Origin of the sequence: Acinetobacter sp. TUM15071 (genome assembly GCF_008980925.1) — a bacterium.
In the GTDB taxonomy this organism is placed as follows: domain Bacteria; phylum Pseudomonadota; class Gammaproteobacteria; order Pseudomonadales; family Moraxellaceae; genus Acinetobacter; species Acinetobacter dispersus.
Genome location: NZ_BKGB01000010.1, coordinates 52945 through 65702 on the forward strand (window position 1 = coordinate 52945; position 12758 = coordinate 65702).

The window sequence follows — 12758 nt, forward strand, 5'->3', positions numbered from 1 at the left end:
TGAATGTATTAATTCGCCCAAGGATTTGGCTGCTCGCTTAATCCCATATAGATGCTTTTTTGTTGCATGTAAGACAAAATGCCTAAACGACCTTTTTCACGCCCAATTCCGCTTTCTTTAAAACCACCAAACGGCGCAGAAATCGAGAATTTCTTATAGGTATTAATCCAGACCGTACCGACTTCTAAAGCACGGGCAATTTGCCATGCCTTACGATAGTTTTCAGTCCAGATACCTGCGGCAAGACCGAAACAACTGTCATTGGCTTGTGCAAGTAAATCTTGTTCATCGTCATATTTCATCACTACCAGCACAGGGCCAAAAATTTCTTCCTGACAGGTTTGTGCTGAATTGCTTAAGCCCGTGATAATGGTTGGCAAGTAATAGCTACCTTTGGCAAACTCACCTTCGGTTAAGGCATGACCACCCACAAGGACTTGTCCACCTTCTTGTTTCGCAAGCTGAACATAGTCATCGACAGAAGCCAAATGCTTCGGGTTAATCAAAGAGCCAAGATGTACGCCTGCGGTTTCAGGGTGTCCAACACGCAAACCTTTGGTAATTTCAACCAAACGGCTTAGGAATTGATCATAGATACTGCTGTGCACAAACAGACGCGAACCTGCAATACAAGCTTGTCCAGCTGAACTGAAAATACCGTAAGCCACACCTTTGGCTGCCAGTTCAATATCTGCATCTGGCAATACAATCGTTGGTGATTTTCCACCAAGTTCTAAAGAGGTTGTGATCAATTTATCAGCTGCTAAATGTGCCAGATGACGACCCGTGGTGGTTCCACCCGTAAATGAAATTTTACGTACCAAAGGATGCTTTACGATTGCATCACCAATCACCGAACCTCGTCCGACCAATACACTAAGCAAACCTTTCGGTAAACCCGCTTCTTCAAAGATTTGTGCGAGTTCCAACGCAATCAAAGAAGTCACTTCCGCAGGTTTTAGGATCACCGCATTACCACCCGCAAGTGCAGGTGCTAATTTTTGCACTTCACTGGCAATTGGTGAGTTCCACGGTGTAATTGCAGCGACCACACCCACTGGTTCATGCACGCTCATAGTCATAAAATCTGCGGCACGTTGCGTGGTCAACTCGTCATTCAAGGTTTCGCAGGCTGCTGCTACATAACGTGCTGTTGCTGCCGCACTCATGGTCAAGGCACGGGTTTCAGCCAATGGCTTGCCATTATCACGAGTTTGCAGCTTTGAAAGCTCATCGACACGCGCTTCAATAATGTCTGCTACTTTATATAAAATACGGGCACGTTCATGCGGCATGCTGTTGCGCCACTCGGCTTTACGCCAAGCCGCATCTGCCTTTTCAATAGCTTCATTGACATCATCTAAACTGGCCGTTGAAATTTCAGCATTCACCGATTGATCTGCTGGAAATAAACTTTGAATCGTAGCGCCTTTACCTAATCGCCATTCACCAGCGATATAAATTTCCTTTACCATGATCAAATCCTTTTAAATCTGAATTGCTTCAACACTATTGCGGCAAGCACGAATCACACTTAATGCAGCCAAAGTTGAGGTTTTGGGATTACTTGCCAATGGGACCCCCACCAGTTCAATGGTCATTTCACCAAACACGCCTTCCGCTACAATGGTGTGTTTGTTTTTGTTGATGCTCGGATCAACCGTCAGCTCAACCATAGTGTCATCCATGCCCAGTCCTGCCAGTGCAATCGTGGCTGCCACATTGGCATTGGCTGGAAACTTCAAGGCTGCTTCTCTGGCTGTGCCACGGAAGAAAACCGTTGCTTCGCTAACCTGATCGAGGTCGACCAGTTGTTCTGCATAGCTGCCACGCCAGCTTTTTGGACTTTTGCAGCCCTTATAAGTAACCTTTTCCAGACCACCTTCTTTGGCTGCTGAGATACCATCAATCCCTGCAATTGCACCCGCTAAAAGGTGCAAATGCGCATCGTGTTGTTCTGCGGTTGATTTCAGTTGAATTAAAAATTCGTTATCGGCCAAGGTGCCCACTGAAATCAGGCCAATGGTCCAACCTTTTTCCAGAACTTTTTGCGCATGTTCTTTCACCGCAGCTTGGCCTGCCACTTCAATCACGTAGTCAGGTGTCCCCTGACATTCATCAATTGAAGAAATCACCTGTACATCAGCTGCAACCTGTGCCTGTACTTTTTCGACACTGCGTGCAGGGACCACAATCCATTTAAGTTGCAGGTCTTGTGGCATGTGGGCATACACTTCTGCCGCCATCGCTCCAAAACCAATCATCATCAACTGTTTCATGTGAACACCTTATAAATGTTTGTTAAATCCACCAGAGACATCGATTGTCGAAGCTGTGGTATAGGATGCTAAAGGTGATGCCAAGAACACCAAGGCACGTGCTGGCTCTTCTGGCTTACCTAAACGTTGCATTGGAATGCCACGGTTTTTGGCAATGTTGCCTGTCCACTGTTCCCAAGTCGCATTGGGATCAGAACGGGTTTCAAAACGGCGTTTCCACTGTGCTGATTCCACCATGCCCAACAGAATTGAATTGACACGAACACCGTACTGGGTAAATTCATGCGCCAGTGAATGAGTTAAATTCAGCAATGCTGCACGTGCAGATGAAGTCGCAATCATGTGCGGTTCTGGTTGTAGTGCCAGCAATGAGTTGACATTGGTAATCGACCCGCATGCTGAATGTTTTAAATCATTTAAAAATGCCCGTACTGGATGTAATACACTGAAATACTTCAGTTCAATTTCCTTCATCCAGTCTTCATCTTGGGTATTTTCAAAATTAGAGACACGTCCTTGACCTGCGTTATTGATCAGCATATCGACATTGCCCAGATTCTGATTGACCTGTTGAGCAAAACGTTTTACATCTTCTTTATCCAAGACATTGCAGATACTGGTGAAGATATTGGCATGCGGATATTTTTCTAAAATATACAGTTTTGATGCCGCCAAACGCTGCTCATCTCGACCACACCACGCCACCTTGGCACCTTCTGCAACTAAAATTTCGACTGCAGCCAAACCAATGCCTGACGAGCCACCTGTTACAACTGCTACTTTTCCTTCAACTTGGAAGCTCATATCCATATCTCTCGTTTAAGTCTTAATATGCCGATAAAACAATGTCGTTAAACTGTTCAGGTTGATCGACATAACTCAGATGACCTGCATCTGTAATGAGATGACATCGGCTCAATTGCATTTCTACTGCAAGTTCCCTGATCGCTTGCGCAGGCGTAATTCCATCCTTGTCACCCGCAATCACCACACAAGGAACAGTAAGTTCTGTTAAATAATTTCGAATTTCGTCATACGCCAGCAAATAAGATGCTCGGGTAAAACCGTCTAATGTCAGTTGCCCCATCACCTCACTGACCAAAGCCAGTGCCTGAGGGTCTTGTTTATAAATCAAATGCGGTCCACGGCTGGCAGCCATGCCTGCATTGCCCAAGCTTTTCAACATATTCGGGCGTTTTTGATAAACCTGTGCTTTGGTATCTTCATCGGAACGTTGATAACCTTGTGCTGCGTTGGCAAGCACTAAAGTCAGTACCCGTTCAGGATAAAGATAGGCAAACGCACTGGCCTGTAAGGCACCCAATGAATGACCAATTACAACGGCTTTTGCAATGTTCAACGTATCCATCAAAGCCAATACCCGTTCTGCATAATCGGCTGCATTGGGTTGATCTGTGTTTAAACCATCGGATAAACCATAGCCCGGTGCATCCCAAGCGATGACATGAAAATGCTGACAGAGTGTCTCTAGTTGATTGACCCAAGAGGCTGAACCCGAGCTAATCCCATGCAATAAAATCAGCGGCTGACCTTGACCTGCCTCACGATAGGCTTGCACCTGACCATTTACGGCAATAGTTTTGACTGGGTATTTCGCTAAACGCTCAATCAGTATCATCATGTCATTCCTTCAACATTTATAAGATCAATCGGATTAACGTTTGATTTGAGACAATGGATGCTCAGGTGGATAGTTCGGAATGGTTGGTTTACCAGCACCTAACATCACACACATCAAGGCATCTTCCTGACCCGGATTAAACAAGCCACGATAAATTCCAGGTGGAATTGAAATCAGGTCACGCTCTTTCAGTCGGGTTTCGAATTTTTCGCCGTTATGTTCAATGAACAGGTCAATTTCGCCACGTAACATGAAAAATACTTCCTCCACATCGTGATGAATGTGCAAAGGCCCTTCGCACTGTGCTGGAAGTACCATGGTTGAAAAGGTGAAATTTTCTGCTGGAACGGTATTACCATCATTGACCACACCGGTTGCACCTGTACCCATATAACGCATTTGTGCACGGCGATATTTCGGGTCGTAATCTGCCTGAAACTTCAAGGCATCGAAATCATATTTACGTGTTTCAAAGCGTGCGATACGTGTATTCAACCAGTCTTGTAAATTTGTACCTTCAGGTTGTGTCCATGATTCGAATTGTTGAGTAGTCATGTTTTAACTCCTAGGTTTTGTTCAATAGTTTGATTAATAACGTTTCAATAAAGGAACTAAGAAGAATGATCCAATCACAGCGACGGCTGCCAAGAAGGTAATTCCTAAATTAAAACTATGTGTTTGCATCACGATGTAACCGATCAGAACAGGTGCAATTGCGCTGGCAAAATTACCCATTCCATTGAAAATTCCACCCGCAGTTGCACCAACATCGGCAGTTGTTACACGGGCAAGTAAAGCGAATACGGCTGCGACACCAAAGCCCCAAGCCATTGCGCTTAAAGACATCGCTGCGATCACGAGAATTGGGTCAGTCATAATCACCATGACATACATAAAGATACCTGCCACCAACAGGCCACTGAAAACCTGAACAGCACGGCGGCCTAACTTGTCCGAAAGGAAAGCACCGATCACTTCACCAATCAGCATGGCAATAAATGGAAGGCTTGAATAAACACCAAATTCTTTCAGGTTAAAGCCCTTGTCCTGAATCAGATAAGAAGGCACCCAGCTATTTAAGCCCCATAGATAGGTCATCAATGCGATATTGAAAATACACACCAACCAGAATGCACGATTCTGTAGTAGTACCTTGGTGTTATGAATGTGCCCTTTGAAATTGACGCGTTTGCTGGTCGACTCCAATTCAATGGTTTTCTTGAGCTGTAAATGACGTAAACCAAATGCAATCGCAAGTAATGCAATGACCGTTAAACCCGCCATCACGAAGAATGTGGTATGCCAATCATGCTTTGCCAATACTGCAGCAGTAATTGGAAAACCGAGGAATGCACCAATCGGGGTTCCTAATAAAAACATGGTCGAAGCACGTGCTTGCTGACGGTCGGTATAAGTTTGCTTCACGATGGCATACGCCAGTGCAAATAAGGGTCCTTCAGCTAGACCAAGCAAAACGCGCAGGATCAACATGCCTGTATAGTTGGTGGTAAAACCCATACAGAACATGAGCAAGCCCCATGATGCGACGCTCCAGAACAGCATTTTCTTCGGGTTAAAAATATCGCCAAGGAAACTCAAAAATACCGAAGAGAAGCCATAAGCCAACAAGAAGCTGGTCATGAGCCATCCGAGTTTTGCCTTGTCTTCTGCAATTCCCATCGCACCTTGGAAGTGCGGGTCAGCAAACAAGACCGCGATACTAATTTTGTCGAAGAATGCCAGAACGACACATACCATTAGGACAAAAGCAGGAACCCAATGCTTTAATCCACTTTTCTCTTCATTACTCATACTTCATTCCTTCGATTGAGTCATGAACCGGACCTAGGGTCTGTTGACATTTCACAGATGCTTGCGACAGCAGACATTTTTTAGACGGTACAAGGCAGGTTTTGTGAAACTTAGCCACTCTAAGTAAACAATACCTAACGCTGTAGCGGCAAAAAATGTCTCTGTCCCGTAGGGTTATGGCTAAAACTTCCCTAAACTTCGTTATGAAACTTGACAAGGGGATCGCCATTGCCTGCATTTCATGCCTTGTTTATGTCGTTTTAGCCGATAACGCAATGCATGGTTGAAATGTCAACAGACCCTAAGCTTTACGGTTTTAATTTCATTACATTAAATTCAGGGTCTGCTAATAATTTTGGGTCTAACTCGGTATTCGACTGCATCCAGCGCTTTGCCAGTTTGACCAGTTTTGAATCATTGATTGCGATCATGTTCAACAACCGGTTTTGATCATCTAAATACAAATAACTGCATTGATCATCTGCGCCTTTTCGAACCACGATCTGCTCGGTTTTCTCAGGTTGATAAGTACCTAAAATCTGAATATTGAAGTGATACTGATCTGACCATAACCACGGAATATCGCTATATTCGGTTTCAATACCCAGCATTGATTTTGCAGCGGCAATGGCCTGATTCTGTGCATTTGCCCATGATTGGATGCAATATCCAAGCCCTGGATGAATCGCAACATCACCTGCGGCATAAATATCTTGGTCAGAAGTCTGCCCAAAACAATTCACCACAATGCCATCCTTGACGTCCAAGCCTGCATTCACGCCAAGCTCTTTGGCAATATCAGCACCTGCACCTACAACCACACAATCAAACAGCTCGCTTGCATTCGGATGATTGACCACTTCAACTTTTTGCTGACCTGCTTCAATCAAATGCAGATTTTTACTGTCTAAATGAATCTGAGTACCCTGTTGCTCATGCATACTTTTCAGAAAAGCAGAGACATCAGGGCTGACACTACGTGCGCAAAGAAGATCACCGTATTCAAAAATATGAACTTCTTTACCCTGTTTACGTGCGGTCGCCGCAATTTCCAAACCGATCCAGCCACCACCAATCACGGCTAACTTTTGCGAATGCTGCAAGATTTCGGCTAAACGCTCACAATCCTGAACATTGCGTAACGTCACCACATTGGGAATAAACTGCCACGTATTCACAGGAACACGCGCACGGCTACCTGTGGCAATCAACAATTTGTCATAGGGTAAAACCTGACCGCTTTCCAGAACCACCTGCTTCTGCTGGCGATCTACCTGAGTAGCAACTGCTGGCTTGTGCCATTGGATATTAAAATCCTGCACCTGCTCTGGAGAAAACAGATGCAAGCTTTCATAAGTGGCTTCTTTTGAAAGTACCTGTTTTGACAATGGTGGGCGTTCGTAAAACACACGGTCTTCATTTGAGACCACATGAATTTCACCTGAATATCCATTCTGGCGCAAAGTACTGACTGCCCAACCTGCTGCTTGTCCTGCACCCACAATTACGATTCTTTCCATAGCTTGTTCTCCCTGCCTGATCTGTACTTATGCAGGTTTAACCTGACGACGGGTATGATCATCCAGACCGCCTTCAATCGCCCATTCTGTAAAGAGTTCCAGACGATGTTCTTCGATGCGTGGTTGCCATTCTTCGGTCAGATAATCATCATTGGTGTAATACTCAAACGCACCACCAAGCGGTGAATTGACATACCAGAAGTAAGCTGAAGAAATCGGATGACGTCCCGGACCAATGAAAGTCGACCAATCCGAACGGTTCATGTGCAATCCGCCACCAATCACCTCATGAATATCACGCACCACGAATGCGACGTGATTGAGTCCTGCAGGTTTATTTGGCACTGAAAGCAAGAACAGATCATGGTGGAAACCTTTACCGCGACAGCGTAAAAATGCACCACGATTGCGATAAGCATCTGATAAGAAGAAACCAAGTTTCTCACGATAGAAATTTTCAGTTTTTGCTAAATCAGGTGTGAAAAACACCACATGACCAATCGCAACAGGTTGTCCTTTTTCATATACAGGACTTGCTGCATTGACACGTTGCACATTGCCATATTGGTTAATGCCTTCTGTTTTTAATGCAGGCAGCTCTTGGGTAAAACTCTTTTGAAAACGGATGGTCATGCCATTTGGATCTATGCATTGCACCATATCCGTACTGGCTTGATAACCCTCCACATCATTCAGACGAAGTGCTAAATTTGCCAAATCCTGTGCAACATCATCTAGCCCCCAAGTCACTTCACGTAAAGTTGAACCTGACTCAATGGCTTTTGGTAAACGATGATCATCACAATCAAATAAGTAAATCTTGCTGCCATTTTGTGTCTGGTAAAGATCAGTGCCTTCAATATCTGACTGACTTTGCTTGAGACCGAAATCTGTCAAAAATTTATTCGAAGCAGCTCTGTCTTCAACGCCAAACTTTAAAATCTCAATCCCTGTAATCATGAGATTACTCCTTAATTAAAGACAAAACCGCCATTTACTGGAATATTCTGTCCTGTCACAAACGAGGACAAATCTGATAGTAAATAAAGGGCTGTTCCGTTCAAATCCTGTGGTAATTGCTGACGTTGAATCGCACGACCGTTGACATATAAATCATGGCGCTCTTGCGGCACATAAGCTGTTGCTTCAACCAAAGTTAAGCCTGGTGACAACGTGTTAATACAAATATTGAATGGTCCAAGTTCTCTCGCCATGGAACGCGTCATTGCAGTCAAGGCACCTTTGCTCGCAACATAGGCCATGAGGTTGGGAGCACCCCACAACGCTGTATCCGAAGCGACATTAATGATCTTGCCTGCACTGGACTGTTTGAGATAAGGCACCGCAGCCTTGGTTACTAGCCAAGTCCCTTTCACATTAATGTTCATGACACGATCCCAAAGATCTGCGTCATAATCCATCATGCTTTTACCGCCAACATTGGTTGCAAGTGCGGCACAATTCACTAAACCATCCATTCCGCCCATGCGCTCAGCTGCTTGCTGAACTGCTTGCTGGATCGAGTCAGCATTTGCTAGATCAATGTTTACCGCATCGACCTTTAAGCCTTGTGCTTGCAAAGTAGCAGCTTCTTCTTGTACCAGATCAGTCAAGATATCAGCCATGACCACTTGAGCGCCTGCTTCCGCAATCGCTTGTGCAAAGTCTCGACCCAAGCCTCTTGCCGCACCTGTGACAAGGACTTTTTTGTCCTGTAACAATGCGACATTAACCATGAACTTCTTCCTGCATTTCAATACGGTTTGAGGTATTGAGTGCTGCAATTTTCTTTAACTGTTTTTCCGCTTCTTTTTTCATTAAACGGCGTAAACGAGAGAGTCCGACATCATGTTGATAAAGGAATTCGTGTTGACGGGCATTCGGTGCAAGATTTTCTAAAATAATGCGATCCTGTTCCAATACATCCCAATGCAATTTTTCTAAATGGTTGCGGTAAAGGAAGCGCCAGACATTACGTTGCCAGCCACTGACTTTACGACAGCGCCAGAAAAATACACGGGTATTGTTGGCATCAATTGGCGTTGCATAACCCACGATCCAAAACTCGCCGCCTGGGCCAAAGTCTTTACGATACGGAATCGAGAGACGTAACCAGCTTGCACCCGTATTGGCATATTCAACCCAGTCAAAATTCACCCCAACCTGGCCTTCTTTCTCAAAAACAAAACCATTTGGCGTTGAACGGTGTTTCATTTCCGCAGTACGGTCGCCCTCTGCCATTGAGTGTGAGGTGCAATGCAAATAGCTACCGTGCATCGGATCCATGACATTATCAATCGCATACTGATGATTTACTTTCCAGTCCGCCTGACATAAGAATGAACTCCATTCTTCACTTGCCAGTTGTTCAGGAAAATCTAGCGGCTTAGGTGCTTCATTAGCATCGATACCAAACCACATGAAAATTGCACCATGCTGTTCAATCACAGGATAGCTTTTGACACATGAAGTGCCTTTCATTGGACAATCATGTACAGCAGGCACATCTTCCACCACGCCATCATGGCGAACTTCAACACCGTGATACCAGCAAGCCACACGATTGCCCAGATTCCAGCCTAAAGAAAGACGTGCGCCACGATGCGGACAGCGATCTTCCAAAGCATGAACCTGACCTTCTGCGTCACGCCAAACCACGATATTTTCACCTAAACGGGTAATACCGACTGGATTTGCAGCCACTTCCCAGCTTGCTAACACAGGATGCCACTGATCACGTAAACCTAAATCTAAATACTCTTCTACACTTGGAGTAACTGATACTGCTGCGTTCATCACTATTCTTCCTTGAATTAATAACCTAAACGTTGCATTTCTTCTGAGAACTTTTCAGAAGTCCAAAGCTCACCAGATTCACAGCGAAAACCTTGCTGGTTTAAAGACTGGACTAAATCAGTGAGTTCAGTGACGCCTGTAGAAAAGGCTTTGATGAGATGTTGAACAAAATCCTGTTCATAGACAGTTGGCTCTTTATAACGTGTTTGCCAAACCAGCAGCTCTGCCTGTCCCGGTATCTGAATATTGTTAATCCCTGCTTCGGTCGCTGGCGTGGCATGAATCCAGTTCGCTAGCTTCTCATTAAAAGTTTTCATGAGATTCCATCCTTTAAAATAAAACTTATAGTTGAATTTGAACGTCCTGCCCTTCAACACGTACTGGATAGGTGCACAAATCACGGCATCCTGGTCCACTCTTCAACTCACCTGTCTGGATATCAAAAATCGCCTCATGCAATGGGCATTCCACTGTTTGATCTTCGATAAAGCCTTCTGTTAACAAGGCAAAGGCATGTGGGCAAACATTCTCGATGGCAAAGTAATTATCATCGATGAAAAATACGCCAATTTTCTTACCGTCGACTTCAATGGCTTTCGGCTCGTCTTCGGTGATGTCGTCTTGCTGACAAACTGAGATCCAACTCATCCTTGCATCCTCATTTGTTTTATATATAAAACATTATTTGATATAATAAACTTTAGATAAGAATACTCCTATGATGATTTTTCTGTCAAATTAAATATATTTTTAAAATTCAATAACTTGATTTTTAGAACACATTCTTTTACGTTTTACTAAAAAAATTTTGTTTTATATATAAAAAAATATTTAAACAATCTATTTGCAGTTACAATAGAATCCTAAGAAAACGAAATGTACTGATTTGCGATTTTTTGATAGGAAAATTGAACACATGAATTCAACAATTGAAACAGACTCCCAAGAATCTGATGCAATAAAAAATGAGGAACGCTATTTAGTCCCTGGCTTAGTGCGTGGTTTGGCAATCTTGCAAGCGTTTAACCAGCAAACCCAAGAAATGACTATTACTGAAATTGCCGAAATTTTAGATGTGAACCGGTCTAGTGCGTTTCGACTGATCTATACTTTGGAGTCTTGTGGCTTTCTGAGAAAAGCATCACAAAAAACCTATGCACTCGATTCAAAGGTTATGGAGCTTGGTTTTAATAGCCTAGCCAAACAGTCGTTACTAGACTTGGCAACACCGCTAATGAAAGAGTTACGCGATCAGACTCAACTTGCAGTGCATCTTTCTATATTAGAAGGTACACATATTGTCTTTATTAATAATATTCAATCCAATGGCACATTCACCAGTAATATTGGTCTAGGTACGCGTTGGCCCGCGCATGCAACCGTGATTGGACAAATGCTGTTAGCGGATCTAACCGAAACAGAAATTAAAGAGCGCTATAAAGGTTTTAATCAATGGGACACTTTTTCAGAGTTAACCCCGACCAATCTTAAAGCATTGTTACAACGCCTGAGTTTCGTTAAAACCCAACGCTCTATGGTGAGTTGGGGGCATTACAATCACGACATGGCTGCCTGTGCTGCTCCGATTTATAAACAATCTACCCATAAAATGGCTGCCGTTTTATCTGTTAGTTGCCCACTCGGTAGTTATGATGAACACTATTTTAGAAATGATGTTGCCGAGGCGGTTATTCAAACTGCAGAAAAAATTTCTAAATTTATTTATTAATGATGAAAAGCAGCACACGCTGCTTTTCTTATATCAAAAAATCGATAACCAAATTTTTGAACTTAAGCATCCGTTTTTAATTTACTTTTTAAGCGCTTATCCATTAACTGAAACAGTGGTCTAGACAGATTCATCATCCATGTCGGCGTCGTATTTAATAATGCATTGGCAACCAGTCCCGCTTTACTACTGACCCGATAAGCTTTTCCTTCTATTGCTTTTACAATCCATCCCGCTGCGGCAGGCGTATCCAGCATTTTCATATTTTTATAAATAGCTGTTTTCGATGACATTGGCGTTCTGACCATCGGAAAATACACGATACTGACATCAATTCCTTTGTCCTTTAATTCCATCGACAAAGAACGTGAAAATGACTCTAGTGCAGATTTACTGGCAAGATAGGCCGAAAACAAAGGAATTGGAACCTGCGTCGACATGGTTGAAATATTCACGATATGCCCTGCACCATTTTTCAGAAAATGAGGTAATAAATGCAGTGTCATATTCACAGCAGCAAAATAATTAATCTGCATGGTACGTTCATAATCATGTAAACGATCCAGCGATTCAACAATTGGACGTCTAATTGAACGTGCAGCGTTATTTACTAATACATCAATCTTTTGATGTTCAGACAATATTTTATCTAAACAAGCTTTAAGCTGCTCGGGATCGGTGATATCCGCTGGATAAATAGAGGCTTTACCTGATTGAAATTGAATCGTTGTCTGAATCTTCTGTAACTCATCAATACGACGTGCAATAAGGCAAACTGTTGCTCCTGCTTGAGCAAGTTGAATCGCCGCCTCTGCGCCAATCCCACTTGAGGCACCTGTAATAATGATCGTCTTTTTACTTAAATTCATTATGATTCCTTAATTACGATATTACCGAACATCCTGATACAAAGCTTCTAACAGCAGTAACTTCAGATCAATGTTTGTGTTCATTCTTTTTCTTAAATGACATGCTAGAAA

Annotated in this window: 14 protein-coding genes; 1 reads left to right on the forward strand and 13 read right to left on the reverse strand. The window is 43.4% G+C overall.

What is annotated here, in order from left to right:
- Positions 1-8 precede the first annotated feature (8 nt).
- The 12 genes from GBI66_RS11070 to GBI66_RS11125 all read right to left on the reverse strand — a co-directional run bounded on the left by GBI66_RS11070 (position 9) and on the right by GBI66_RS11125 (position 10697).
- Positions 9-1475, reverse strand: coding sequence for an aldehyde dehydrogenase (locus GBI66_RS11070; RefSeq protein WP_151716123.1), 1467 nt, complete (start codon positions 1473-1475; stop codon positions 9-11).
- A gap of 12 nt (positions 1476-1487) precedes the next feature.
- A complete protein-coding gene (locus GBI66_RS11075) occupies positions 1488-2279 on the reverse strand; it encodes an aspartate dehydrogenase (protein WP_151716124.1) in 792 nt (263 codons plus the stop codon).
- A 9-nt stretch (positions 2280-2288) separates the two neighbouring features.
- Complete coding sequence (locus GBI66_RS11080; protein ID WP_151716125.1) at positions 2289-3083, reverse strand: SDR family oxidoreductase; 795 nt, start codon at positions 3081-3083, stop codon at positions 2289-2291.
- A gap of 22 nt (positions 3084-3105) precedes the next feature.
- Positions 3106-3921, reverse strand: a complete 816-nt coding sequence (locus GBI66_RS11085) for an alpha/beta fold hydrolase (RefSeq protein WP_151716126.1) — start codon at positions 3919-3921, stop codon at positions 3106-3108.
- 33 nt (positions 3922-3954) lie between these two features.
- Complete coding sequence (locus GBI66_RS11090; RefSeq protein ID WP_004652930.1) at positions 3955-4476, reverse strand: cupin domain-containing protein; 522 nt, start codon at positions 4474-4476, stop codon at positions 3955-3957.
- A 33-nt stretch (positions 4477-4509) separates the two neighbouring features.
- Positions 4510-5733, reverse strand: coding sequence for an MFS transporter (locus GBI66_RS11095; protein ID WP_151716127.1), 1224 nt, complete (start codon positions 5731-5733; stop codon positions 4510-4512).
- A gap of 308 nt (positions 5734-6041) precedes the next feature.
- Positions 6042-7253 carry an NAD(P)/FAD-dependent oxidoreductase gene (locus tag GBI66_RS11100; RefSeq protein ID WP_151716128.1) on the reverse strand — a complete coding sequence of 404 codons (1212 nt, stop codon included), beginning with the start codon at positions 7251-7253 and terminating at the stop codon, positions 6042-6044.
- Between the two features lie 27 nt (positions 7254-7280).
- Positions 7281-8213 carry a VOC family protein gene (locus GBI66_RS11105; RefSeq protein ID WP_151716129.1) on the reverse strand — a complete coding sequence of 311 codons (933 nt, stop codon included), beginning with the start codon at positions 8211-8213 and terminating at the stop codon, positions 7281-7283.
- Between the two features lie 11 nt (positions 8214-8224).
- Positions 8225-8989, reverse strand: coding sequence for an SDR family oxidoreductase (locus GBI66_RS11110; RefSeq protein WP_151716130.1), 765 nt, complete (start codon positions 8987-8989; stop codon positions 8225-8227).
- On the reverse strand, positions 8982-10049 hold the full coding sequence (locus tag GBI66_RS11115; protein WP_151716131.1) for an aromatic ring-hydroxylating dioxygenase subunit alpha: 1068 nt from the start codon (positions 10047-10049) through the stop codon (positions 8982-8984). Before GBI66_RS11115 ends, GBI66_RS11110 begins: the two co-directional genes overlap by 8 nt.
- A gap of 17 nt (positions 10050-10066) precedes the next feature.
- Positions 10067-10366, reverse strand: a complete 300-nt coding sequence (locus GBI66_RS11120) for a recombinase-like helix-turn-helix domain-containing protein (RefSeq protein WP_004772875.1) — start codon at positions 10364-10366, stop codon at positions 10067-10069.
- 25 nt (positions 10367-10391) lie between these two features.
- Positions 10392-10697 carry a non-heme iron oxygenase ferredoxin subunit gene (locus tag GBI66_RS11125; protein ID WP_004772876.1) on the reverse strand — a complete coding sequence of 102 codons (306 nt, stop codon included), beginning with the start codon at positions 10695-10697 and terminating at the stop codon, positions 10392-10394.
- 268 nt (positions 10698-10965) lie between these two features.
- On the opposite strand from GBI66_RS11125, the gene GBI66_RS11130 reads away from it, so the two are divergent.
- Positions 10966-11778 (forward strand): IclR family transcriptional regulator, encoded by an 813-nt coding sequence (locus GBI66_RS11130; RefSeq protein WP_123774846.1) that lies wholly within the window; start codon positions 10966-10968, stop codon positions 11776-11778.
- 62 nt (positions 11779-11840) lie between these two features.
- Here the strand turns inward: GBI66_RS11130 and GBI66_RS11135 are convergent, their stop codons facing one another.
- A complete protein-coding gene (locus tag GBI66_RS11135; RefSeq protein WP_151716132.1) occupies positions 11841-12647 on the reverse strand; it encodes an SDR family NAD(P)-dependent oxidoreductase in 807 nt (268 codons plus the stop codon).
- Positions 12648-12758 lie beyond the last annotated feature (111 nt).

What these genes read in the sequence shown, in the direction of transcription:
- GBI66_RS11070 (WP_151716123.1), bottom strand. Translation starts at nt 1,475, where the DNA reads ATGGTAAAGGAAATTTATATCGCTGGTGAATGGCGATTAGGTAAAGGC.
- GBI66_RS11075 (WP_151716124.1), bottom strand. Translation starts at nt 2,279, where the DNA reads ATGAAACAGTTGATGATGATTGGTTTTGGAGCGATGGCGGCAGAAGTG.
- GBI66_RS11080 (WP_151716125.1), bottom strand. Translation starts at nt 3,083, where the DNA reads ATGAGCTTCCAAGTTGAAGGAAAAGTAGCAGTTGTAACAGGTGGCTCG.
- GBI66_RS11085 (WP_151716126.1), bottom strand. Translation starts at nt 3,921, where the DNA reads ATGATGATACTGATTGAGCGTTTAGCGAAATACCCAGTCAAAACTATT.
- GBI66_RS11090 (WP_004652930.1), bottom strand. Translation starts at nt 4,476, where the DNA reads ATGACTACTCAACAATTCGAATCATGGACACAACCTGAAGGTACAAAT.
- GBI66_RS11095 (WP_151716127.1), bottom strand. Translation starts at nt 5,733, where the DNA reads ATGAGTAATGAAGAGAAAAGTGGATTAAAGCATTGGGTTCCTGCTTTT.
- GBI66_RS11100 (WP_151716128.1), bottom strand. Translation starts at nt 7,253, where the DNA reads ATGGAAAGAATCGTAATTGTGGGTGCAGGACAAGCAGCAGGTTGGGCA.
- GBI66_RS11105 (WP_151716129.1), bottom strand. Translation starts at nt 8,213, where the DNA reads ATGATTACAGGGATTGAGATTTTAAAGTTTGGCGTTGAAGACAGAGCT.
- GBI66_RS11110 (WP_151716130.1), bottom strand. Translation starts at nt 8,989, where the DNA reads ATGGTTAATGTCGCATTGTTACAGGACAAAAAAGTCCTTGTCACAGGT.
- GBI66_RS11115 (WP_151716131.1), bottom strand. Translation starts at nt 10,049, where the DNA reads ATGAACGCAGCAGTATCAGTTACTCCAAGTGTAGAAGAGTATTTAGAT.
- GBI66_RS11120 (WP_004772875.1), bottom strand. Translation starts at nt 10,366, where the DNA reads ATGAAAACTTTTAATGAGAAGCTAGCGAACTGGATTCATGCCACGCCA.
- GBI66_RS11125 (WP_004772876.1), bottom strand. Translation starts at nt 10,697, where the DNA reads ATGAGTTGGATCTCAGTTTGTCAGCAAGACGACATCACCGAAGACGAG.
- GBI66_RS11130 (WP_123774846.1), top strand. Translation starts at nt 10,966, where the DNA reads ATGAATTCAACAATTGAAACAGACTCCCAAGAATCTGATGCAATAAAA.
- GBI66_RS11135 (WP_151716132.1), bottom strand. Translation starts at nt 12,647, where the DNA reads ATGAATTTAAGTAAAAAGACGATCATTATTACAGGTGCCTCAAGTGGG.